This is a genomic window from Lactococcus taiwanensis, assembly GCF_014905395.1.
Lineage (GTDB): Bacteria > Bacillota > Bacilli > Lactobacillales > Streptococcaceae > Lactococcus > Lactococcus taiwanensis.
In genome coordinates this window covers 369,206-394,591 of record NZ_BNDT01000001.1, presented here as the reverse complement: position 1 = coordinate 394,591, position 25,386 = coordinate 369,206, and the positions used below count along the sequence as shown (strand labels likewise).

At 37.8% G+C, this 25,386-nt stretch carries 21 protein-coding genes; 2 read left to right on the top strand and 19 right to left on the bottom strand.

The window, feature by feature from the left end:
- Window positions 1–94: 94 nt before the first annotated feature.
- From JKP71_RS01880 to gyrA, 14 genes are all read right to left on the bottom strand, one after another.
- Entirely contained in the window at window positions 95–706 is a 612-nt protein-coding gene (locus JKP71_RS01880; RefSeq protein ID WP_075525777.1) for an SOS response-associated peptidase, read from the bottom strand.
- A gap of 134 nt (window positions 707–840) precedes the next feature.
- Window positions 841–1,815, bottom strand: coding sequence for an L-lactate dehydrogenase (locus JKP71_RS01875; RefSeq protein ID WP_075525776.1), 975 nt, complete (start codon window positions 1,813–1,815; stop codon window positions 841–843).
- 82 nt (window positions 1,816–1,897) lie between these two features.
- Window positions 1,898–2,800 (bottom strand): bifunctional riboflavin kinase/FAD synthetase, encoded by a 903-nt coding sequence (locus tag JKP71_RS01870; RefSeq protein WP_200406816.1) that lies wholly within the window; start codon window positions 2,798–2,800, stop codon window positions 1,898–1,900.
- A 44-nt stretch (window positions 2,801–2,844) separates the two neighbouring features.
- The gene (gene truB, locus JKP71_RS01865) at window positions 2,845–3,828 is read right to left on the bottom strand and encodes a tRNA pseudouridine(55) synthase TruB (protein WP_075525838.1); all 984 of its coding nucleotides are present in this window, start codon (window positions 3,826–3,828) and stop codon (window positions 2,845–2,847) included.
- Between the two features lie 131 nt (window positions 3,829–3,959).
- Entirely contained in the window at window positions 3,960–4,655 is a 696-nt protein-coding gene (locus JKP71_RS01860; protein WP_200406815.1) for a hypothetical protein, read from the bottom strand.
- 126 nt (window positions 4,656–4,781) lie between these two features.
- Window positions 4,782–5,357: a DNA-3-methyladenine glycosylase I gene (locus JKP71_RS01855; protein ID WP_200406814.1), complete on the bottom strand. Its 576-nt coding sequence runs from the start codon at window positions 5,355–5,357 to the stop codon at window positions 4,782–4,784.
- 44 nt (window positions 5,358–5,401) lie between these two features.
- Complete coding sequence (locus JKP71_RS01850; protein ID WP_200406813.1) at window positions 5,402–5,869, bottom strand: 8-oxo-dGTP diphosphatase; 468 nt, start codon at window positions 5,867–5,869, stop codon at window positions 5,402–5,404.
- Between the two features lie 23 nt (window positions 5,870–5,892).
- Window positions 5,893–8,169, bottom strand: coding sequence for a DNA helicase PcrA (pcrA, locus tag JKP71_RS01845; protein ID WP_200406812.1), 2,277 nt, complete (start codon window positions 8,167–8,169; stop codon window positions 5,893–5,895).
- 104 nt (window positions 8,170–8,273) lie between these two features.
- On the bottom strand, window positions 8,274–9,020 hold the full coding sequence (locus tag JKP71_RS01840; protein ID WP_200406811.1) for a class A sortase: 747 nt from the start codon (window positions 9,018–9,020) through the stop codon (window positions 8,274–8,276).
- A 795-nt stretch (window positions 9,021–9,815) separates the two neighbouring features.
- Entirely contained in the window at window positions 9,816–10,874 is a 1,059-nt protein-coding gene (locus tag JKP71_RS01835; RefSeq protein WP_200406810.1) for a BspA family leucine-rich repeat surface protein, read from the bottom strand.
- A complete protein-coding gene (locus tag JKP71_RS01830) occupies window positions 10,871–11,317 on the bottom strand; it encodes a hypothetical protein (protein ID WP_200406809.1) in 447 nt (148 codons plus the stop codon). Before JKP71_RS01830 ends, JKP71_RS01835 begins: the two co-directional genes overlap by 4 nt.
- A gap of 11 nt (window positions 11,318–11,328) precedes the next feature.
- Window positions 11,329–11,970, bottom strand: coding sequence for a hypothetical protein (locus JKP71_RS01825; protein WP_200406808.1), 642 nt, complete (start codon window positions 11,968–11,970; stop codon window positions 11,329–11,331).
- 539 nt (window positions 11,971–12,509) lie between these two features.
- Entirely contained in the window at window positions 12,510–13,595 is a 1,086-nt protein-coding gene (locus JKP71_RS01820; protein WP_200406807.1) for an FAD:protein FMN transferase, read from the bottom strand.
- Window positions 13,596–13,687: 92 nt separating this feature from the next.
- Window positions 13,688–16,174, bottom strand: coding sequence for a DNA gyrase subunit A (gene gyrA / locus JKP71_RS01815; RefSeq protein ID WP_200406806.1), 2,487 nt, complete (start codon window positions 16,172–16,174; stop codon window positions 13,688–13,690).
- A 194-nt stretch (window positions 16,175–16,368) separates the two neighbouring features.
- Here gyrA and JKP71_RS01810 point away from each other — a divergent pair, with 194 nt between their 5' ends.
- Window positions 16,369–16,509: a hypothetical protein gene (locus JKP71_RS01810; RefSeq protein ID WP_200406805.1), complete on the top strand. Its 141-nt coding sequence runs from the start codon at window positions 16,369–16,371 to the stop codon at window positions 16,507–16,509.
- 109 nt (window positions 16,510–16,618) lie between these two features.
- Here JKP71_RS01810 and JKP71_RS01805 read toward each other — a convergent pair whose 3' ends face one another.
- The 5 genes from JKP71_RS01805 to JKP71_RS01785 form a co-directional block, all read right to left on the bottom strand.
- Window positions 16,619–18,391 (bottom strand): InlB B-repeat-containing protein, encoded by a 1,773-nt coding sequence (locus JKP71_RS01805; protein ID WP_200406804.1) that lies wholly within the window; start codon window positions 18,389–18,391, stop codon window positions 16,619–16,621.
- A gap of 455 nt (window positions 18,392–18,846) precedes the next feature.
- Window positions 18,847–20,316 (bottom strand): APC family permease, encoded by a 1,470-nt coding sequence (locus JKP71_RS01800; protein ID WP_200406803.1) that lies wholly within the window; start codon window positions 20,314–20,316, stop codon window positions 18,847–18,849.
- A 183-nt stretch (window positions 20,317–20,499) separates the two neighbouring features.
- The gene (locus JKP71_RS01795; protein ID WP_200406802.1) at window positions 20,500–21,135 is read right to left on the bottom strand and encodes an SDR family oxidoreductase; all 636 of its coding nucleotides are present in this window, start codon (window positions 21,133–21,135) and stop codon (window positions 20,500–20,502) included.
- Window positions 21,136–21,204: 69 nt separating this feature from the next.
- The gene (lepA, locus tag JKP71_RS01790) at window positions 21,205–23,028 is read right to left on the bottom strand and encodes a translation elongation factor 4 (protein WP_200406801.1); all 1,824 of its coding nucleotides are present in this window, start codon (window positions 23,026–23,028) and stop codon (window positions 21,205–21,207) included.
- Between the two features lie 171 nt (window positions 23,029–23,199).
- The gene (locus JKP71_RS01785) at window positions 23,200–23,865 is read right to left on the bottom strand and encodes an acetolactate decarboxylase (RefSeq protein ID WP_200406800.1); all 666 of its coding nucleotides are present in this window, start codon (window positions 23,863–23,865) and stop codon (window positions 23,200–23,202) included.
- Window positions 23,866–24,035: 170 nt separating this feature from the next.
- Between JKP71_RS01785 and murT the strand changes: the two genes are divergently transcribed.
- Window positions 24,036–25,385 (top strand): lipid II isoglutaminyl synthase subunit MurT, encoded by a 1,350-nt coding sequence (murT, locus tag JKP71_RS01780; protein ID WP_200406799.1) that lies wholly within the window; start codon window positions 24,036–24,038, stop codon window positions 25,383–25,385.
- Window position 25,386: the final 1 nt, after the last annotated feature.

Sequence of the window (25,386 nt, the reverse complement as noted above, 5' to 3'; positions counted from 1 at the left end):
ATTAATTTAATCTTTTTTTATTTTGAAATATTATTTCATCGTTTTGTATAATAAAAAAGAATAAATTTCTTTATTCTTTTTTATTATTTTTCCCTCAACAAAGAGAGTCCTTCATGAGTGAGGGCATCTCCCGCTGTAATTGTTTTTGCGCAAATGAATCATCAAAAAGCCACTTTCTTAGGTCTTCTTGTGCAATGATAAGCGGCATGCGATCATGAACATCACTTACTGAAGGGTTTGAAGCTGTTGTGATAATCACACTCTCTAGCTCTCCTTCATGAACGCGATAAAGCCCTGCTAAATAAAGCGGCGTATTTCTTCCTAATCCAAAATAATATTTTGTAGATTTTTCATTTTTTTTATTTCCATGTTGCCACTCAAAAAAACCATTAGTAGGAATAACACAGCGCTGACGAGAAAACAGAGGCCTAAACGTTACTTTCTCTAGCAAAGTTTCCGCACGTGCATTAATCACTAGAGATTTACTCCGAATTCCCCATCGCGTAGCGTAGGCACCCACATTTTCTGTTGCTTTATCACCAAGTAGAGTGAGAATGGTATCGGACGGAAAGATTTCACCAGTAGCTATTTTTTTCATAGGCATTGGAAAAACTCCCGCAGACTCTTCGAGGCGTAAGTTAGCCTTATCAAATAAACGTTTTAATGTTTCATTAGCTTCAGGTTCCAAAGTATATCTTCCACACATTTCACTCCTCCTTAATGTTCAACTCGATATCTTTAATGCATCAGATTTTCTTAAGTTAATTTTAACAGTTTTTTACCAGTAAAGCAGTTATTTTTACTAAAAAAAGTAGGCGTCACCTACTTTTAAGTTTTATCTTATTGCACAATGCACTTATCTTTTACGGAATCAAAATTTTCCTTTAAAAGTTCTGCTGAATGGGCAAACTTTTCTTCTTCTGCGGGAGTCAAATCCAGTTCAAGGACTGCGCGCACTCCTGTACGATCAATAATTGCTGGGCTTCCAGTATAGAGCTGGGCTTGTCCATACTCTCCTGTCAGATAAGCTGAAACCGGTAAAATAACACTTTCATTTCGGAAAATAGCTCGAGTAAGACGCGCTAAAGAAGCGGCTATCCCGTAAGAAGTGTTCCCTTTTTGCATGAAGATATCCAATCCCACTTCTCGTATTTCTTGGTCAATTTCATCAAAAGAAGGAAAATCTGGGCTGGGATACTTTTCTAACCATCTTGTAAGAGGAATAGCCCCTACTGTCACATTTGACCATGCGGTAAAACTAGATTTGCCGTGTTCAGCAAGTACATATCCATGAATACTTTTGGGATTAATCTGTAGCTTCTCAGCCACAATTTGTCGCATCCGACTTGTTTCTAACAACGTTCCTGTACCAATCACTCGATTTTTAGGTAAACCCGAAACTTCGGCCACAACTTGAGCTAGTACATCTACTGGATTTGATGCAACGAGAAATATACCATCGAAACCTGCAGCCATTGTCTGTTTGGTAATATCTCTAATCATCTCAACATTGTTCTCAAGAAGTTGGAGACGATCAGGTTGCGCACCGAAAGTCGCAGAAGGTGCATTCGCAGAAAGTACAACAATATCGGCATCAGCCACATCACAGTAATCAGCAGCATAAATATTTTTAGGTGCAGAATTAAGATAAGGAAGCGCATGAAGAAGGTCTAAGCTATTAGCTGAAGCTTTGCTCTTATTGGTGTTGATAATGGCAATCTCATCAGCTAAATCATCTACTACTAAGTTATGTGCGTAGGTACTTCCTACAGCACCAGCTCCGACAATGACGACTTTCTTATTGTTAACTTTCATCCGTTTCTCATTTTTCAGGAGACATTAATCCCTCCTGCTTCCTTTCTCATTCCAAACTAATTTTTATCTAAAATGTCCAATTTTACAGGTGGTAACGTCGGGCAATTCTTTCATCTTCTTTCATTTGAGCAATCAATTGCTCCATGTTTTCAAATTTAATCATATCGCGAATCTTATCGAGCCATAAAACGGTTAATTTTTCACCATAAATTTCTCCGCTGAAGTCAAAAATGTGGACCTCAACTGTCTTTTCCGTACCATTAAAAGTATCGTTATAACCGATAGAGGCAAAACCGCGATGTCGCTCCCCACGAAATAGGACATCACACGTGTAGACACCCACAGCGGGCAGATGGATAAAATCCTTGATAACGAGATTAGCCGTCGGGTAGCCAAGTTGTCGCCCACGTGCAAAGCCGTGAACGACGAGACCTGTTGTTTCGTAAGCATAACCTAAAAGCGCATTAGCTTGGGCGATTTCTCCCTCTTCTACTGCCTTGCGAATCCTTGTTGACGAAATCTTTCCTTGATCATCGGCTTGTTCTGGAATAATAATGACACGGTAATCTTCGGTCGATTTAAGATTTTGCATGTCTGAACCTGTGGTATAATCAAATCCTGTAATGACGACTTTTGGATTAAATTTAAGGACAACGTTTTTTGAAAATTCTTCAGAAGTTTGGTGGGCAAAATCGGAAGTAAAATCTTTAAATACGAGATAATCAACGCCATTTTTCGCAAATAAATCGGCTCTTTTTTGGTCAGAGGTTAACTTCAAAAGCATATCAGGGCTAAATTTTTCGAAGGTTAACGTCGGCTTTTCCGGAAAAGTCAGGACAGCAATCTTGAGATTGAGGACCGCAGCGACTTTTCTTGCCTCAGCAAAAAGCGCTTGATGTCCAAGATGAAGGCCATCAAAATAGCCAAGGACTAGGATAAGTTCTTCATCAAACTTTAGTTCTTCATTAAATTCTAATATTTCCATTGTTCTCACTTTTAACTTTCGAGGAATTGGACTTGAATGCGGCCTTAGACCAAGACTTTATTTGGCTTCCATACTCCTTGTTTTTCAGGGTGTTTCATGTAAACAGCGACCAGCTGATCCTCATAGAAAGCAGCACACTTACTTGTAGTAATTGCTGACAGCGTCGTCAGTAACTTTTCATCAAGTGGATGAAAAGACAAATCAGCCGTCAGTTGATTCGTATCAAGTTTTTTCCCTACTTTAACCTTATCAAACTGCTCCCTTGACAAATCAATCCGTGGTAAGTCAGTAACTGCATATTCTATCGGATAAAGCAACTCCATCAATTGGCCCTGTTCTTGAGCTTCTTTAATCTCAGCTAAAGTCACAGCTTGCTGGATCTCTAAACCATTGCTCGCTGTGCGTTGTAATTTTGACATGTGACCAGCATAACCTAGACGTTCCGCAAGGTTAACAGCCAACGTCCGGACATAGGTTCCTTTACTACAAGCTACTTTAAAGGAAAAACGTAAACTATCGTTCTCTTCATCAAGCGTAAGCGGGCTCGTCCGTTCAAAAGAATAAATGGTTACCTCACGTGCAGGTCGTTCTATGGTCTGACCAGCGCGAGCATATTCATAGAGTCTTTTCCCATTAATTTTTACAGCAGAGTACATGGGTGGAATCTGTTGGATTTTACCTGTAAACTCTTTCATAGTTTCATCAATCTCAGAAGGTGTTAGTAAAGCATGTCCTTCTTTGATCACGGGTGTTTTTTTAACGATGTGGCCGTCAGCATCTTCTGTCTCGGTTGAAAAGCCAATCGTCACTTCCCCTTCATAGACTTTACCAGCGTTCTCCATATATTCCAGAAGGCGCGTTGCTTTGCCTACGGCTACCGGTAGAACCCCTGTTACCGAAGGATCAAGCGTTCCCCCGTGTCCGATTTTTTTTGTTTTTAAAATACCTCTAAGTTTGGCCACCACGTCAAACGATGTCCAGCCTGACTCTTTGTAAACATTTAAAATTCCATTAACATTTTCGTTCATCTTGAAAATTATAGCATTTTTTGCTTGAAAAAGCACATTTTTGTCAGCTGACAAACTGGTCAGCTCCTGACCACACCATCAGCCATTTTTACAAAATAAAAAGCTGATTTAATCAGCTTTACCACCACTTATTAAGCTGCTCCTTGAGGAACACCTGTATTATTGATTGATTTGATTTGCGCAGCTCCACCTTTAAGTGCCTCCGCCGCACCATATTTCGCAAACAACTGGTCGCCAGTTAGGGTTTCTTTTACTTGCCACTCTACCATTGGCCAAGGATTTTGTGCCATACGTAATCCAGTTTGTGAAGGATTAGGGGCTTGTAAATAATAGGTGCCATCAGCATTAATTTGAATACGTGCTGTATTTTGAATCACATTCACAGGATCATTATAACTCGAAACACCGTTGTCCCCTACGTTTACTAAATAAATGAGATTGGCTTCCCCTGTGTAAAGCTCATATTTACCTTGTGCATTATTAACCCACTGGGCATAGACTGCATCATGTTCCTTATCGCTCAACGCACTCCAAGTCTTAGCAGTTGCAGTGGACGATGAGGAAGATGAGGAGGATGCAACGGTCGACTCCGAAGTACTGCTAGATGAAGCTTTGCTAGACGTACTTGAGGCCTTTGTGCTCTTACTTGTTGACTGAGTGCCGCTACTTTTACTGGATTGGGCAAAGGAATTCGTTTTATCCGGTCCCACTTGTTGAGGATAAAATACCTGATAAGCTATAATCCCAAGTGCAACGACCAATAGGACCGCCAAACTGACTATACCTATTGTTTTCTTGCGATCTTTTGTCTTCACATGTTTAGCCATATGGGCCTCCCTTTTTCAAAAAATATATCCTTTATAGTGTCATTATACTGAAATTTCAGCATTTTTTCAAAGTATCTAGCTTTCATTAAGCTTAAAAAAATTACTGACCAACTCGTCAGTAATTTTTTATTTGCCTGATAATTCGGCATATCTAAAACAGGTTTTTACGTGATCATTGATCACCCCGACTGCTTGTAAAAACGCATAAATCACCGTGGAACCTGTGAATTTAAATCCACGTTTTTTCATATCTTTGCTCATACGATCAGAAAGTTCGCTTGTAGCTGGCGTCACCTCTCCGTCCTCAATATGATGTTGTTGAACTTTACCTTTTGTGAATGACCAGATGTAAGCATCAAATGATCCAAATTCCTTTTGCACTTCCAGTACACGTTGTGCATTATTAATAGCTGCTTTTACTTTCAGCTTATTACGGATAATCCCGGAATTTTGTAAAAGTTCTTGTTCTTTCAACTCATCATAGGCAGCTACTTTTCTTATCTCAAAGTCATCAAAAGCTTTATAGAAATTTTCTTGCTTGTTTAAGATTGTTGACCAAGAAAGACCTGCTTGGTTGATGTCTAAAATCAGTTTGGCAAAAAGTTCCCGATCATCGTGCAAAGGAACTCCCCAATAAGTATCGTGATAATCAACCATTCTATCAGATGAAAGACACCATTGGCACCTTATTTTTGTTGTCATACAAACTCCTTTCCATCATTTAACATAATTAAAATTATGCAAATTCAAAAGAATTTTTTCTCCCACACTGACCCTTTAATTTCATAGATAAATTCATTATAGGTACAACGGAGCATCATTTCGGCCATTTCTGAAAAACTACTCGCTAAGTTAAGTTGCTCCAAGCCATTGATTTCATGCCAAAATACTTTTCCTTCAGATGTTTCATCAATTAATTCCCCTGAAAACTCTGTAGTAGCATAAAGAAAAACCATATATCTTCTGTCTTTATCAGGCTCGAACCAATCTTTAATCCCACAGAGTTTTAAATTTTTGATATCTAATCCAGTTTCTTCTTTTATTTCACGAATTGTTGATGGAACGATCGCCTCACCCTTTTCGACATGTCCTCCTGGGAAAGCAACACCCGGCCACGTTTTTTTACGTTCCTGTACCAAAACTTTTTTATTTTTTTCGTCAATGATGGCGCACATGTTTGTTAACTCGACTCTTTCGAGCTCGTGATAAGTCATTATTCCTCTACCCCAAATTTAAATTATTTCTTTTCTATAGGTGCCATTGCGGCTAATAAACGCTTCATCCCAACCTCAGGAAAATTAATTTTAAGTTCCATATTTTTTCCAGTTCCTGAGACAGCCAATACCAGACCTTCGCCCCATTTGCGGTGAACTGCTGTATCACCGATTTGCCAATCTTCTGTTGAAGATTGATCTATTGTTGTTTGAGCTGCTGTAGGATTAATCACTGCTTTACGCTGGTGCAAAGCATCTGACATCGAGCGTCCTGTAGCAAAACCACCCGATTTATAAGAAGCATTGAAGCTTGAATTTGCTTTACGAGCAATACCAGTATAATCAAGCAACTCATCGTCAATTTCCGAAATAAAGCGACTGGGACGATTATAGTTCGTCTTCCCATAAAGCACACGTTGATTGGCGTTCATTAAGTAAAGCGTTTCTTCTGCCCGTGTAATTCCAACATAAGCCAAACGACGTTCTTCTTCCAATTCATCAATGTCTTCATTTACCCGTGATAAAGGAAAAATGTTTTCTTCCATTCCAATTAGGAAGACAATTGGAAATTCCAAACCTTTTGCCGCATGCAGGGTCATCATGGTTACTTGGTCAGATTCTTCTTCATAAGCATCTGTTTCAGAAAGCAAACTAACTTCGTTAAGGAAACGGCTCAACTTATCTAAACCAGTTTCAGTAATTGGCTCTCCTGTTTCTTCATCTAGAGGAATTTCTGATTTTTCATCAAATCCTTTAGTTACTGACAAGAATTCTTCAATATTTTCAATTCGTGCTTGATTTTCGATACTTGGCATCATTTGTAAAGCTTTGACATAGCCAGTACGCTCCAACATTTCTTCGACTAATTCTGTAATGGTGTAAGTTTCAGCGTGCGTTCTTAATAAATCAAAAGTAAGAGCTAAATTGTAAATTTCACCGGCCGCTTTTCCACGAATATCGGATAACATAATATCAAAACTTGAATCTGCTAAAGAAAGTCCACGACTGTCAGCAAAACGACGTAATTTTTCTAATGCCCCTGGACCGACTCCTCGTTTAGGTTCATTAACAATTCGTTCAAAACTCATATTATCTGCTGGATTTGCTACTACATTTAAGTAAGCAATAACATCACGAATTTCCTTACGTGAGTAGAATTTCGTTCCCGCAACCATTGTATAAGGAATATTAGATTTAACAAAAGAATCTTCAATTGTCCGAGACTGAGCATTTGTCCGATAAAGCACAGCATAGTCAGCATAAGAACGTCCGGAACGAATACCTGATGTGATAATTTCAGAAACCTTATTTGCTTCTTCTTGTTCATTTCCAGCACGGAAATAAATAATCTTATCTCCAGCATCATTTTGCGTCCAAAGTTCTTTTGGTCGGCGTTTTAAATTATTTTTTATGACGTTGTTTGCCGCATCAAGAATTGTTTTTGTTGAGCGGTAATTTTCTTCAAGCAAAACCACTTTAGCTTTGGGATAATCTTTTTCAAAGTCTAAGATATTTTGCATATCTGCGCCACGCCAACCATAGATTGATTGATCCGCATCCCCAACAACACAGATATTTTGAAAACGACTGGCTAAAAGTTTCACCAACTGATATTGTGCATGGTTAGTATCTTGATACTCATCCACATGAATATATTGAAATTTCCCCTGATAGTAGGCAAGAACATCTGGATTTTCATCAAAAAGACGCAATGTCTGCATGATTAAATCATCAAAATCCATTGATTCTGCTTTTCGTAATTCTTTTTGGTAAATCTTATAAACACGTGCAACAACCATTTCATAGGGATGTCTAGCGTTTGTCTGAGCTTCATATGCTGATTCATCTAACAAATCATTTTTAGCATTTGAAATCGCATTTAAAAGCCCTTTGGGCTCCCATTTCTTAGGATCTAAATTCGCTTCCTTCAAAATTCGTTTCATCAACGATTTTTGGTCCCCTGGATCTATAATTGTAAAATTACGATTATAGCCAATATGGTCAGCATCACGTCTTAAAATTCGTACACACATGGAGTGAAAGGTCGCAATTAATGTATCTTGTGCTCTTGGAGTAAGTGATAAAGCACGCTCCCGCATTTCTTTTGCCGCTTTATTTGTAAAGGTAATCGCTAAAATATTCCAAGGATTAACCATTTTTTCATCAATTAAGTAAGCAATTCGATGGGTTAAGACACGAGTCTTACCTGAACCAGCTCCTGCCATAATTAATAAAGGCCCTTCTGTAGTTTTGACCGCTTCTGCTTGTTTTTCGTTCATTCCTTGTAATAATGGATTCATTTTATTCTCCTAGCTGAAAATCACTTTTAATTATAGCATATTTTGGACGACAAAAAATAACTGAGAAAATAGAAAAAGCAATCTTTCATAGATTGCTTTCAGCACTAAAAGTTTTTGATTTGATTGTATTTTTTTTCAAAGGCCTGAGTGACTGAACTGGAAGCTTTTGAAAAAGCTGTTGTGCTGACGTAAGTACCATGCACAATAATCCGATGGGTTGCTTCTGCATCTGCACAGGTCACTAGTGTAATTTCTTTTTGATTAGGCGTGTCGTCAAGAACTTCCACATGCTCTGGCGTTACCACATTAATTTTATCAATTTTATAAGCATACACGTTATTTTTATCCGTTACATAAATCATCATCCCATTTTTTGCTTTTTCAAGTGGAGTAAACAAAATTGAAAGATCAGACGTAAAACCTGTCATATTATGTCCGGCTAATGTATAATTTCCTTGACCCATTACTTGATCTTCCTTCATCGTTCCTGCCCCATAGAGTAAGGAAGTGTTCCCTACACCCTTAAAAATTGGAAGATTGATGCCTAAATCAGGAATAGCAACCCCTCCGATTACTGGTAGAGGTTGCTTATCAAATTGACTAGAAACAACAGCTTGAAAATCTACAGAACGCACCGCATCGAAATCAAAACTGGCTTTAGCTTCTTTATTTTTTTCAATTTTTTCAGGTGTGACTTGACTTAACTGATACTGATTACTTTTGGTAGCAATCATCATATTTCTTATGGGTTTATTAAATACCAAGACCAACCCTACAATAAAAAGTACTAAAATCAGTAAATTAATGAGCCAGTTCCCTTTTTTCTTTTTACCGCTTGTTCTCTTCTTCATTTAGCACTTCCTCGTCTCTTGACTTCTTTTCTCAATTGTAGCATTCTTTAAGCAACTAGTCAAAATGATTGCAAAAGTAAGAATAAAGCTTTTGGGTGCAACATTATTTTATATGTAAAAATAACGCTGCGTTTATTTCATTTCATTCTTCATTTTAATTTAAACCCCAAGTTTAAGCATATTTAATAACGACTAAAAATATTATTTTAAACCATATAACTGAGCGCAACACAAAAGGACTAAAACCTTAAATTTCTGAGCTTTTTTACAAAAAACAATTTGCTCTAAAATTTAAAAAGTTCCAAAATTTTACCTTGTATAAGGTCGCTTCAGCCTTTTTAAACCACTCCGAAGCATCTGAGCTTCGCATAAAACAATTAAGCGAGCAATCACCATTATGATCCGCTTCAACCAGTCCATAAACTAGGGGAAAATCCTGCTGCCATTACTCAAAAGTCTAGTCCCTAGAAAATTTCCAGTTTAACCTTCTCAAAAATATCTCTTGGAGTATGCCATTTCGCTTCCAAAAATGGATGCAAAAAAAACCATAGACCGAAATCTATGATTATTAACTCTTTCCCTCAAATAGTTGTATCTTACTTAATTTATCATCCTACTCATGAAATTGCATTCTTATCTCATTTTAATTTACCACTATGAGTTTTATTTATATTTCTAAAAAAATTTTTTTGAACACTAGTAAGTCAAGTAAACAATTAATAATTATCGAACCTGATAACATCAAATCATTATCACTCTCTCCTGTTCTTGGGAGTAAATTTTTTTCACCTTTTCTCATCTGATAATTCTGTGTCTGGCTTTGGAGGCTTGTGGTAGCTTTCTGACTTGAACTTTGTTTAGTTGTTGATACAATATTTTGAGGATTATTTTTAGAAAAACTTTGAGGTTTAGGTAGAACTGAAGAAAAGTTATTTTCTTTTGATTGAGAAATTTCTTTTTCACTGGAACTTGGGAGTGAGGACTCTGTTGATTTTTTTGCCATACGTAAGTATCAGCCATTTTCTGACCTTGAAATAAGGTTAGTAAATCAAAGGAATCATAAATATATTGACCTGCTGGTTCTTCGGCGTTTCCTTCTCCAACATTTTCCCAAAAGCCAGTGTAAACATCTGTTTCTTCAGGATCAGGAAGATTCATATCTGAAGTTAAAATAACGTTAGCTCCTAATTTTAATTCTTGTGGGGGATAGTCACCAGTGGCTAACATATTTAACGTACCGACATTTTTTCTCATATCAAAGCTAGACAAATCAAGACTCTTTAATCCCTCGTCTCCCGCAAACATAGCCTTCATGCTATAAACCTGTTTTGTATCAAAAGAAGATAAATCCAAAACCTTTAATGCAGCATCATGGGCAAACATTGCTGTTAAGTTTGTAACATTTGAAGTGTCAAATGTTGTCAAATCAAGGTTTTCTAATTTGGAATCATTCGCAAACATTTCATACATATTTGTTGCATTATGAGTATCAAGGTATTGAACTCCTTGAATTGTTGTTAAATTGGGAAAACCAGCAAAAAGTGCATAACAAGACCCTTGAGCTACAATAGGACCAATTAAATTAATTTCTTTTATCTCTTGATAGTTTGAGTAATACCAATTATCTGGAAATCGAACTCCATCAATAGTTCCAGAATCTATTTTCAAAATACCATCACGAAACGTCCATGGACAGGTTCCCAACAGTCCCGACGTTTCATCAATCGCTTTGGTTGTCTGTGTTTTTTCATCGGTTAAGGTTTCTGCTTTAACTTTACCGCTATCTGCCAATAGAAAAAATACGATAAAAACTAACATGATTAAATTGATTAAATTTTTTTCAAAACTTATCATTTTTGCATTACTAACCGTTCAGCTGCGATATAAATCTTTGTTTTAGAAACCAACTCCAATTCTAGGTTTAGTAACTTGTTTTCAAACCGAACTTCTCCAATTAAAATTTCCCCATAACCTTCATCTTCCACAAGCTTTTGACTATCAGCAAAAAGATACTTTGAAGCATCATAATTCATATTAATGACTTTTGTATTTTCACAAAGAAGAGTTTGGAATGATTTTTCATACGGGTCATAGAAAACTAATTTAGCCACTACTTCTTTTACGTTCTTTCGACTGCTTTCATAAATTTCTATCTTTAATGAATAATCATGAAGTCCTTTTTTGAAAAAAGTATAGCTAGTCCCTAAAACCTCCTTTAAATCTTCAACGTTTTGCTCATATCCTTTAATATCCCATAAAGTATTATCATCTGAATTGGGGTCAACAAAATATTTCATAATTCTCCTTTTTAAATTGCTGCAAGAAGAGCTGCCCATGCTGGAGCGCTTTCAGGTGCAAAAATAACCAAGCCTACAATGGAAATAAAGATGGCGATAGCTATTGCTAATTGTGCAGGATTTTTTAAGTTAAGGTGCCGTCTGTTAATTTCAGATTTAGCCGCTTTTTCTTTTTTCAAATCATCTTGCCCTTTTTTGTAATCCTTTAAAGCCTTAGCCTTCTTTTGAACTCCCTTAGGAATGCCTGCTTTATCTAAGTTTGATCCATGTGAATTGGTACCATCCACATTCTCTGCCCCACTCTTACCGTGTCCTTCAACATGAACATGAGGTTTAGCATCTCCAGCAGCTGGACGATCAACTCTAGCTTTCCATCCGCCACCCAAATCATGCCATTGTCCATATCCTCTTGAAGTTAAATCTGAATTTTCTGGAGTCCAATAACTGGAATCCGTCACCTTATATTGAGCTAACATTTTTTCAAGTTGCTTTACTTCAGGATTATTAGTCGTTGGATTTTTAAGTTTTGATACTTTATCTGTTTGTGCCATCAAAGCAGCAGAACTGGAAATAGCATCAGCCTGAGCAATAGCATTCGCTGGCATAAGGAAACCTAAAAATAAGGCTGCAAAGAATATAACGATTTTTCTCATATTGTAAATCTCCTTTTTTAAAAATTTAGTATTTTTATAAAGACAGCATGTATATAATAAAATATACCATTCCCCCACTTATTATATGCAAGCCTTTTCATATAAACTACTAAAGAGATTATACTACTAACTTTCAAATTTTGTCAATAATTTGTTACGTATAAAGTTACATACATTATTGCATAAAAATCTAATATTTTAGTTCAAAAAAAGTCGAATAATATCGACTTTTTATTTTTTTAATCTTCATTCTTCACTTCTCTACTCACTTAAAAGATTGAGCCTAAATTCACTGGCACAAGGTAACTGTACTTGAAATAACTCTAAAAATGATTTAAATAATTAGTAATTATGGCTTGAGTAATTTCAATCCGCAATATATATCAGATGACTCACTTTATCCTCCAATTTTTGAGTAAAGAATAAGTTTCGTGAAATTCACCTTCATAGATCTTTTATAATAACATTCAATTATTTTTTACTCCTCCACTAAAGCATAATACCTACACAATAAAAAAACACTTGCTAAAACAAGTGTTTTATTTTAAGTCGTTGATATTTCCAATCTTGAAGGTCTTTGTTTCTGTTAATTCAAATTGATCTTTTATACCTGAGGTCAGATATACTTTATTGTCTTTATCAACAAATACAGCTTCAACGTTTTTCATTTTTTCAATGTATTCATATCCCTTTTTCGTACCCATGGCATAAATCATGGTAGAAAGGCCATCTCCATTGGTCTGATCTTCCCCCGAGATAAGTAAGGTAATACTAGCAATATCATTTTCAAAAGGATAACCTGTCTTTGGATTTAATATATGACTGTATTTATGGCCATCTACCTCGAGATAACGTTCATAAATTCCTGATGTATTCACATGTTGATTGCTTGCTTTTAGAATTCCCATTTGCTGTCCCGTTGGATCATTAGGATCTTTAATCCCGATACTCCAAGGGTCACTAGCGCCCCGAGGAGAATGCCCAATCACATAGATTGAACTCGAACCCAAGTTGACAATCCCAGTTGTCACACCGTTTTCTTTGAGCGAGTTCACCATCTTCATCGCTACAAATCCTTTAACGATAGAACCCAGGTCTAAACGTACTGATGGCTTTGTCAGATAAATAGTATGCGCTTCATCATTAAACTCAATATACTTGTAATTGATAAGTGGAAGCACTTGATCAATTTCCTTTTGTGAGGGTTTTCGGGCGTTATCCATACCGATGTTCCAAAGACTTGTCAAAGAACCGATGGTGATATCATAGCCTAAATCCTTAGCAGAATAACGATAGCCAGCTTTAATCAGTTCATAAACACCAGCATCAACTTTGACCGGTTTAACTCCAGCATTTTGATTAATTTGATCGATTTGAGATCCCGACTGGTTAACTGTTGTTAATTTATTGTAGGTTACAGGGATTTTCAAGGCTTGATCAACAGCAGCTTCTTTATTTTTATCATAGACAGTGACTTTAACAAAAGTTCCCATTGTTGTAACGTCTTTTTCAAGCGGCGTTTTGAGTAAATCTCTTGTATCTTTTACTTTAGCACTTTTGTTCCCACAAGCACTAAGTGAAATCAGGCTCACCCCTACTGCAACTAGTCCTAATATTTTTTTCATCATCCTATTTTTACTGACAGCTCTGTCAGCACCAGTTTTTAATTCAGAAAGCCTGCCAGTAGCTGACAGGCTTTCCCATTTTTATTTTATGTTCATTCTTGATCTGCATCAGCACTGCTGACAGCTTCGTCAGCAGTTTGAACCGTTGTTTCTTCTTCAAGCTCAGCTTCAACCAACGCAAAGGTTACGATCTGCGCTTCGTCATCAAGTCGCATCACTTTTACACCTTGGGCTGCTCGACCAGTTTGTGAGATGTTAGAGACATTCGTCCGGATAATGACACCCGTATCCGTAATGACCATGATGTCTTCATCACCATTAATCGCCGTTAAGCCAGCAAGCTTACCTGTACGTTCAGTCACATTCATGACTTTGATCCCTTTACCACCACGTCCTTTAGTAGGATATTCAGAAGCTTGAGTCCGTTTACCCAAACCATTTTCTGAAATTACAAGAACTTCCTGTTCGTTATTGATGGTTGAAGTTCCAACGACGTAGTCACCTTCTCTGAGATTTACCCCTTTAACACCAGTTGCACTACGTCCCATATCACGAACAACTGCACCCTTAAAGCGTACAGAATAGCCCAAGTGAGTTCCGATAATGACTTCGTCATCTCCTGAAGTTCGTAAGACGTTAATTAACTCATCACCTTCGCGCAAATTGAGTGCCTTCAGACCATTCGTCCGGATATTAGCAAATTGTGCGGTAGCTGTACGTTTAACAACCCCATTACGTGTTGTAAAGAACAGGTATTTCGCTGCTTGATCACGGTCGACATTGATGATGGTTGCTATCTTTTCACCATCATCTAATTTCAAAAGATTTACAATCGGAAGACCCTTGGCAGTTCGTCCGTACTCAGGAATCTCATACCCCTTCATTCGATAGACGCGACCAAGGTTAGTGAAGAATAAAAGTTGATCATGAGTTGATGTGGAAACGAGATGTTGCACAAAGTCATCATCCGACATCCCCATCCCTTGCACACCACGACCTCCACGGTTTTGCGCCCGGAATTCATCATTTGCCAGACGTTTGATATATCCTTTATTTGACAAAGTAATCAAAACATCTTCTTCTTCAATCAAATCTTCATCTTCAAGATTGAGGACTTCACCCACCAGAAGCTCCGTACGACGTTTATCAGAGAATTTACGTTTAACTTCTTCAAGTTCCTCACGAATAATTTTCTTTACACGTTCAGGTTTTGCGAGAATATCAGCCAAATCCGCAATTAAGGCCACTAAGTCTTGATATTCATTTTCAATTTTATCACGTTCCAATCCAGTCAAACGACGCAAGCGCATATCTAAAATTGCTTGTGATTGTTTTTCAGAAAGTTGGAATTCATCCATCATTGCTTTTTGGGCAATGGCATCCGTTTGAGACTCGCGAATAATACTGATAATGCGGTCAATGTTATCTAAGGCAATCCGCAAACCTTCTAAGATATGTGCACGCGCTTCTGCGCGCGCCTTATCAAAAGCAGTTCGACGTTCAACGACTTCAATTTGATGCTCGATGTAGTCTAAAAGGATTTCTTTAAGCGAAAGGACTTTTGGAATTCCTTTTTCAATGGCTAACATATTGAACCCGAAAGAGGTTTGCAGGCTCGTCAATTTGAAAAGGTTGTTCAAAATAACATGAGCTGAGAGGTCTCGACGCACTTCAATGACTACTCGAATTCCTTCACGGTTGGATTCATCACGAACAGCTGTCAAACCTTCAATGCGTTTTTCATGGTTCAAGCGAACAATGTGTTCAACCAAACGCGCTTTATTGACCATATAAGGCAGTTCAGTCACGACGATACGTTCTTTACCACCGGGCATTTCTTCAATATGCGTCTTCGCACGCAAAGTAATTGAACCTTTCCCGGTTTCATAAGCACGGCGAATTCCTGATTTGCCCATGACTAAAGCACCAGTAGGAAAGTCTGGACCAGGTATCACTGACATCAAATCCATTGTGGTTGCTTCTGGATTTTCCATTAAGAGGTCTACTGCATCAATTGTTTCAGCCAGATTATGTGGTGGAATATTTGTGGTCATTCCGACAGCAATACCAGTGGTCCCATTGACTAAAAGGTTAGGAAAACGCGCTGGTAAAACCAGTGGTTCACGCTCTGTTCCATCAAAGTTATCGGTGAAATCAACTGTATTTTTATTGATATCACGCAACATTTCTAAGGCAATTTTACTTAAACGGGCTTCGGTATAACGCATCGCTGCGGCTCCGTCACCATCCATTGAACCAAAGTTCCCATGGCCGTCTGCAAGCATGTGACGGTATGACCACCACTGCGCCATCCGTACCATGGCTTCGTAGATCGAGCTGTCACCGTGTGGGTGATATTTACCCATAACTTCACCGACGATACGCGCTGATTTTTTGTGTGGTTTATCTGGGGTATTCCCCAACTCATTCATACCGTAGAGAATCCGACGATGAACTGGTTTTAGACCATCTCGTACATCAGGAAGTGCTCGTGCCACGATAACTGACATGGCATAGTCACGAAATGACGTTTTCATCTCCTCAACCAAATTGACATTAATCACATTTTTGTCTTGCATGTTTGTGTTGTAAATCCGCTTTCGATAGAGAATTTACGTTCCTTTCTTGCTTTCGGAAAAGTTTGCCTCAGGGGCAAACAGATTAACTTAATTATATCAAAAAATGCGAAAAAAGTCAGCTTTTATAAAGGCCGACAACAATAATTACTTTTTCTACTTCTGGAAAATATGGTACTCACAAATATAGCGATAAAGTGAGTGAACCTAAATCTAGAAAAGCTTTACCTCACACAGGCACTTCAAAAATAGCAATACAAACTGTAACTTTGGCCATCCATAATCAAGGTGTCACACAACAAGCTGATGTAGCTTACGAGCTGGTTCAAAAGTATTAAAAATATAGAATTGAAGAAGCGGATTCTTTCACAGAATAAACACGTAGTAGCTATAACACACCAAAAAAGACTAGCCCTTAGCTAGTCTTTTCCTCTCCTTTTGCTTTTGTTAATCTTTATTATTAGTTAAGTATCTTTTTACTCCTAGTAAGGAAAGGGACAGGAGAATAATCACACCTAGAATAGAAAAATAAAATTTTGTTTTCTCTCCTGTCAAGGGAAGCTTTTCACTTTCTTTGCCATCCTCAATAGGCATAGAGATGTTTTGAGCGTTCTTGATATTGTATGATTCATGGCTTTTTTGAATTTTTATATTTTCTTGTGTACCTTTATTTTCTTCAGTTTTTTTATCATCTTTAAGTTCTTGAACATCCTCTGGCACTACTGCTACTTTTTTCCAGTTGGCATAAAGGGTTTTATCACCTTGGTCTTGCGTAGAGATGACTTCTATTTTTTTCCCATTTTCATCTGTCCACCCCATGAAAGTATAACCTTCACGCCTTGCTTTTTCAAAGCTATTTACGCCTTGTCCATAGGTGTAAGTTTTTGGATTTTTATCAGAATTCACTCCATCATTTAGAAGATAAATTATGTTATAAGAATTAGCCTGCCACTTCGCATGGAGTGTTTTATCGCCTTGTGCATTTGTTCCAATATTGGTTACAGGATTATCATTTTCATCTGTCCACCCCATGAAAGTATAACCTTCACGTTCTGGAGCTTCGAAATAATTTACTCCGTGACCATAGCTGTATGTTGAAGGATTATTAGGATGGTTTGTTCCACCATTGAGAACGTAATTGATATTAAATTCTAAGCTCTCTGCTCTGAATGTTAAAACAGCGGGCTCAGTGTAAATTGGGTCATTATTTATTGAATTAACCGGTATGATTTTCAAGCGGTAGAAGCTTCCTTCATCTGAAATATCAGAAACAAAGTCGAGTGGCTTAGAAATACTTTGATTTCCTCCTGAATTTGTCAAACTTTCTATATCGTTATAGGTCACCCCGCTATCTCTACTTACCTGCCAGATCATGTCCACTGTCATTTTCTGAGGAGAAGCCAAGCTTATCTCTGATTCGAAATGCGCAGCATCTCCTGGGACTAAGGACATCTGATCATAGGGATTCGTTCCAGTTACCTGTCCATCGTATTCATACTGTACTAAAGCTGGGACATCAAAGTTGAAAGCATGCCATTTATTTGGATCTCCATTATATGCTCTTTCTTGATAGAGAGTAAAGGGAACATTTTGCGTCAGATTTGGTTCAAGTTCAGCAACATCGCCCAATAAAAACACAGGCCTAGTCTCGGTTAATGTAGAATCATTTTTAAGCGTACTTAGTGGCATGAACCCCGTTGACTTTCCTGTCATATAGATTTTAACCCCAGCACTGCCATTGACCGCTTGACTTGTATCAACACTAGTAGAAGTGTTATCTATGAGGGGATTGGGAAGGACCCAAGCTTGTAAACTTTCATCCCAGTTATAAGAACCAGCTGCAGCTGTAGAATTACCAGAATTTGTAATAGTAAAAGTAGGGGCCTCCATGTAAGGAATAACCTTTATCAGTCGATAATCACTGTTAGGCAATTTCGTAAATGTAAGCGTTCCTTGATAACGGTCCCCATCTGTTGTATTGGTACCTGGTGAGGGGATATTAAAGGAAGCTTTAAACAAGCTATTGGTCGCTCCTACCCATGGAATATGTGTTTTATAATCGAAAGTATAAGTTTTATCCGCAGTTGTGATTGCTCCACCATTTGCTGCAAATACGCGTACAGGTAATATATTTAAGAGCGTACAAAATGCTATTATGAAAGAAACCATAATGATTCTTCTCAAAGATAGCGCTTTGTGTAATATTTGATATTTTTTCATTTTTTCTCCTTGGTTTATTTATAGGCAAAGACAATGAAAGGACTTTGCCCCATCTAGAATTGGGCTTCCTTTTTATTATTCCTTAGATACTCATATTATAATGAAAAATAAATTAAATCAATATCTTTTTTATTATAATTGTCTACACAAATACCTTTTTTTTAATTTAAATCACACAAAAAAGACTCTTCTATATGCATTTCGTACTCTACCAAAATATCCTTTACAAGAAATTGTTCAATAAATCGAACTGTCATCGAAAATATTTTAACTTTATGAAAACATTAAATGATATTTCAATAAGAAAAAGTTACTGAAACTATCGTTCCAGTAACTTAATTATTAATTTTTATATTAAACACATCCTAGCTAATTATAGCCGCTGCTTTCACCTAGCTTGTGAATTATCTAGACGTTTTTATAAAAAACGCCCTAATTTAATTAGGACGTCTTCTTTACTCCGCTTTTAAATTTGAATCTATAACCAAATCCTTGGTTTGGCGTTGCTCACGTCGTGCGATATAGGGTAAAAGCATTCCCAATAAGAGCAACACAACTGGTGTCAAAATATTTGATGCCAGTTGGAACCACCATGCAGATGGATTAGCGGCATAGTCTAATTTTGGAACCATTCCTAACACACAGGCAATGAGTGTAAAGAGGAAACACCAAGCACCAGCAATCATGGCAAGACGTTTTTGTTTGATAAATTTATATTCAGATTGAAAATGTTTCACTGCCCGATTTAACATCATAAAGGCAAAGAAGACCCAAAGATAACGCATTGGCATCACAACTGAATTTAAATTAGTCAACCATTTGACTAATTCATTCATATCACCAATTCCAAGAATTGGTAAAAGAATGATAATACTTACCAAAATTCCGGTAAGCGTATAACCGTTTTTTAGTGTTCCTTTATTTGTCTTTTTACGTAACCATGCTGGAACGAATTCTGGGTCGGCATCAGCAAGTAAAATGCGTAATGGCGCGTCAATAGAGAAAGCTAAGGCAGCAATTTGTCCTACACCGTTCGTTAAAGCATAGACAATCATTAAAAAATTTCCGACACCAAAGTGTTGACCTAAAATTTGGAATGCTGCATAAGCACCATTAGCCATCAAGTCATTTGGTAAATTACCGCTTGAGAAAATCATTCCCATGGCAATCGAACCTAAGACGGCACAGATACCAACCATTCCAGCAAGTAAAAACATGCCTCTTGGAAATTCTTTTGCTGGGTTTTTCGTTTGGTTAACATAAGGAGAAATTTTTTCAGCACCACCGACAGCGAAAACCAACATTGAGATCGTTGTGAAATAACTAAAGTCAAATTTAGGGAGATATGTTTTAATATTTCCCATGTCCGGCGTTGCAATATGAAAATCTTTTGCGATAAAAGGTGCTCCAATCGCCATGACAATGAAAAGTAAACTCATAACAAACATTGCTGTTCCCGCAAGTCCACCAATCACTTTCAGCGTATTTAACCCTTTTGTTGACAACCATAAGAAAGCTAAGAAAATTGCTAAGGAAGCCAGAGCAACAGCGGTCATTGACATCTGATTAACCAGATTTCCGTTTCCTTGACCCACCCAACCAAAAGCAATCAAAATCGCTTGTGGTTTTTGAGCCAAATAAGGAATGTGAACTACCCAATAAGTCCATGCGGCATAATAAGCCAAGCGTTTCGTACTGGTATTTTCAACCCATGAACTGACCCCACCTTTACTATCTTTAAAAGTTGAACCCAGTTGACCAACAATAAGTGCATAGGGAATAAAGTACAAAGCCAAAATTAACAGCCATGAGGTAACAACAGTAATTCCTTGTTGGGCAAAGTTATTGACAACATTCCCCATTCCCCAAACCATGTTAAAGGCAATGAATGCGACGGTAAACCATCTAATTTTTTTAGTGTCCATACTACTCCTTAAAATAATTTTTTGAAAAACTTGCGGACAGTGACAAGCCTTTCTAATCCCCTCTCGTTAGAAAAAGATTACAACAAATTATAAATGAAAGCGTTGGTGATGTCAATTTTTTACCGCATATAAAAATGCACCGCTCCAGCAACGTGTAGGGTACATTTTTTATAGCCTTTAATTTTAAAGTTCTTCCAGAGCTTGGGTGATTGGTAGAGAGCCGTTATGCATGGTAATTACTTTACCAATGGCTTGATCTGTATGAATCAGTGCTTTGAGTGTTTGTGCGACATCTTCAATTGTATTTTTTCCAGATTGATTATCATTGATTGCGATAAGACCAGTCCCTTTCTCTTCAGTAAGGGTACCAGGTTGTAAAATGGTATAAGCGAGACGCGTTTCTTTAGTCAAGTACAAATCAGCAAAATATTTAGCAATGTAGTAATCTTTTAAACTATCAAAACCGGGACCAACCCATTTTTCAGGTTGCAAAGCAAAAATCGTGCTTAGTAAGATAAATCGTTTCACTTCTGCTTTTTCGGCTGCCTGCATGAGTTTGACAGCCCCATATAAGTCAACTTTCAACAAGCTTTTTCCGCCTGATCCTGAAACATTAATAATAACATCCATTCCATGTAATTGCTTGGCCATTTCCTCCGGTGTCCAATCAAGATCGAAATGAACTGCTTTTACATTATTATATTGAGGAACTTGCTCAACTTTTCTTGCTCCAGCATAGATTTGATGGTCCGTTGTTGAGAGAGATTTGAGCAAACTTTTACCTACACGTCCGGTACTTCCAACGATAAATATTTTCATTTTCTACCTCTTTTCTACTTCTTTCATTGTAACAAAAAACCACCCTATTGGCGGTTTTGAGAATTTTCTTTACTCTTCATCCATTGAAAGGACAGATAAGAAGGCTTCTTGAGGGACTTCTACTGAACCAATGGCTTTCATCCGTTTTTTACCGGCTTTTTGTTTTTCAAGGAGTTTTCGCTTACGGGAAATATCGCCACCATAACATTTGGCCAAGACGTTTTTACGAAGAGCTTTAATATCTGAACGCGCAACGATTTTATTTCCTATCGTTGCCTGGATTGGTACTTCAAATTGTTGACGTGGAATGAGTTTTTTAAGTTTTTCAACAATAATTTTACCACGTTCATAAGCAAAATCTTTATGGACAATGAAACTTAAGGCATCCACTTTTTCGGCATTTAAGAGAATGTCCATTTTCACAAGATTTGATGGACGGTAATCAGAAATTTCATAATCAAAGCTGGCATAACCTTTAGTTGATGATTTAAGTTTATCAAAGAAATCAAAAACAATTTCACTCAATGGAATATGATAAATGATATTGACACGATTTGCGTCTAAATAATCCATTGTTAGGAAAATTCCACGTTTTCGTTGAGCTAATTCCATAACCGGACCAACGAAATCATTTGGTACCATGATTTGAGCTTTAACAAAGGGTTCTTCGATGTTTTCAATGCGCGTAGGATCTGGGAATTCTGATGGGTTGGCTACTTCAAGGGTTTCACCGTCCGTTGTATTGATATGATAAACAACGGATGGTGCGGTCATAATCAAATCAATACCAAATTCACGTTCTAAACGTTCTTGAATGACATCCATATGCAAGAGACCGAGGAAACCACAACGGAAGCCGAAACCAAGCGCTTGTGATGTTTCAGGTTCAAAACGAAGACTAGCATCGTTTAATTGAAGTTTTTCTAGGGCTTCGCGCAGGTCATTGAATTTATTTGATTCGATAGGGTAAATCCCCGCAAATACCATGGGGTTCATTTCTTTATAACCCTCTAAAGCCTCAGTTGCTGGATTTGATGCGAGGGTCACGGTGTCTCCGACACGTGTGTCCGCAACGGTTTTAATAGAGGCTGCGACATAACCTACATCTCCAGCCATTAAGAAATCACGAGCGACTGCTTTTGGTGTAAAAATCCCAACTTCTGTGACATCAAATTCTTTACCGTTACTCATCAATTGAATACGGTCCCCAACTTTAAGCGAGCCGTCAATGACCCGAATTTGAAGGATAACGCCTCGATAGGCATCATAAACTGAGTCAAAAATCAAAGCCTTGAGCGGAGCGTCAACTTCCCCTTGAGGGGCAGGAACTTTCTCAACAATTTGTTCAAGAATTTCTTCAATCCCAATCCCAGCTTTGGCCGAAGCAAGAACGGCTTCAGAGGCGTCTAAACCAATCACATCTTCAATTTCTTGACGGACCATTTCTGGGTCAGCAGCTGGTAGATCAATCTTATTAATGACGGGTAAAATTTCAAGGTCATTATCCAAAGCAAGATAAACATTTGCAAGGGTTTGGGCTTCGATTCCTTGTGCGGCATCAACAACTAATATTGCTCCTTCACAGGCAGCAAGGCTTCGTGAAACTTCATAAGTAAAATCGACGTGACCTGGCGTGTCAATCAAATGGAAAATATAAGTTTCACCATCTTTGGCTTTATAATTGAGCTCGATCGCATTTAATTTAATGGTAATGCCGCGTTCACGTTCAAGGTCCATTGAGTCAAGAAGTTGTGCTTGCATTTCTCGTTTTGAAACCGTTTCAGTTTGCTCGAGGATACGGTCAGCAAGTGTTGATTTCCCGTGGTCAATATGGGCGATAATCGAAAAATTACGAATTTTTTCCTTACGCGCGTTCATTTCTTGTAGATTCATAGTGTTCCTTTTTTCGCCTGCAGGCGCTAGAAATTTAGTTAACTAAAAAGTCAGTTGAGTTAATTATATCATATTTCACCTTAAAAAACCGTCTCTTTTGTAAGAGACGGCAGGGTAAAAAGAGAGGACTTCCCCCCAAGTTAATGTCTGCTGACAGGCTGGTCAGAGCATTTAAAAAGGGTGATGTGTAAATGTTTCATCATCAGTTGGGAATTCCTGCTCGATTTGACTAATTTGTCCTATTTCGACAGTTACTTCCTTGGTAATAAAATGTTGTACATGAGCACTAAAGGTACGATCATCACTTACAAAATGCAAGTGAAAACCTGAACCGAAGAGATCTTTGAGGTGTTCAGGTGACCAGATGCCTAGCATTGTCCCTTCTACTTCCTCTTTTGTGAAATAGGGTTGGTCCGCCATGATTTCTGGATAAGAACGGGTATTATTGGCAGGCTTACTAGAGAGCGTTACCGTCTTAAATTTTCCATGGATGACGAGACTGTAAGCTGTATTTTTTGTAGGAAATTTTTCAATTAAATGAGCTAAAAAATCTTTAGAGTTACTGACGGACTGGTCAGTAAATGTTTGAAGTGGATGATGGTCAACCATCGCTACGTAGGGCATGGTTTCTTCATCATTAACCAAACGAACCTGATTATGAGCATCCCCATGATAAGCAATTCCATCAATAATTGTCACTTCGCCATCGGCGGTATCTAGTGTCCCAATACCTGCTGAACCATGTTGCAAAGCCTCTTTCAGGCGAATAGTGCCCTTATAAAAACCACCTGAAAGCGTTGTAAATGTGTTATGTTGAAATATTTTACTAGTTTCCATCTTTTCGTTTCTTGTACCTTTTTTGTTTGATAGATAAAATTGTATCACAGGCTGTCGAAAATAGCCGCTCTAATGCTTGAAAAATTTGCAGGAAAAGTGGGCCTTTTTCAAGTGTATTTTTTTCAAAATTCAAAGTATCTAAAAAAGTCCTGTTGTGGTAAAATAGTTTCATGACTATGAAAACATCTCTCGCAAAATTTGCAGGAAATTCAAGCGGATGGTTCTTACGAACTTTTCTGCATCGTGGTTCGACTCTGCCCGGCAAAGTGGCATTGAAAGTGGACCCAGATATTTTAAAAAATTTAACACAAAATTATGAAATTATTGTCATCACCGGAACAAACGGAAAGACATTGACCACGGCCTTAACTGTGGGTATTCTTGAGAAAGCCTTTGGACCCGTCGTGACTAATCCAACTGGTGCCAACATGATTACAGGGATTGTCTCCACCTTTTTAAAGGCTCCAAAAGCAAAAGCTGGTGAGAAAAAATTTGCGGTCCTTGAGATTGATGAGGCCAGCTTACCTAAAATTACGGAATACATCAAGCCTTCTTTATTTGTTTTCACGAATATTTTCCGAGATCAAATGGATCGCTACGGCGAAATCTACACGACCTATGATTTCATTGTAAAAGGCGCTGCAAATGCACCAGAAGCTACTGTCTTGCTCAATGGAGACAGTCCCCTCTTTCATTCTAAAACGTTGGTCAATCCCGTCAAATATTATGGTTTTAATCATGAAAATCATCAACCAACCCATGCGCATTACAACACAGAAGGCGTGGTTTGTCCCGTTTGTCATCATATCTTAGCTTATCAGATGAATACCTATGCTAACTTAGGAAATTATATCTGTGAAAATTGTGGCTTTACGCGTCCGGAGCTTGATTATCAACTGACAGAGCTGTCAGAGATTACGAATACTTCTTCTAAGTTTGTCATTGATGGGACGGACTATAAGATTAATGTGGGAGGGCTCTATAATATTTATAATGCCCTGGCTGCTGTTTCTGTTGCTGAATATTTTAACGTACCAAAAGCAACGATTGCTGCGGGATTCGAACTTTCCAAGGCCGTTTTTGGTCGACAAGAGACACTAGAAATTGATGGGAAAAAAGTGACGATTGTTCTCATTAAAAATCCAGTTGGTGCCAACCAAGCCTTGGAAATGATGAAATTAGCACCCTATCCTTTCACTTTAGTCAGTCTCCTTAATGCAAACTACGCAGATGGGATTGATACAAGCTGGATTTGGGATGCCAATTTTGAGTTGTTAAATGAAATGGCTATTGATCAGATTATAACTGGTGGAGCACGTTCTTCTGAAATGGCGCGCCGCATGCGTGTTACAGGATTTGACGCACAAAAGATTTCTGAGCGCGCTAACTTATCTGAAATCTTAAGCGCAATCAAAGAAAGTCCAAAAGAACACGTTTATATCCTTGCTACCTATACAGCCATGCTTCAAATGCGGGAACTTTTAGCAGAAAATCATTACCTTAAAAAGGAAATGCACTGAT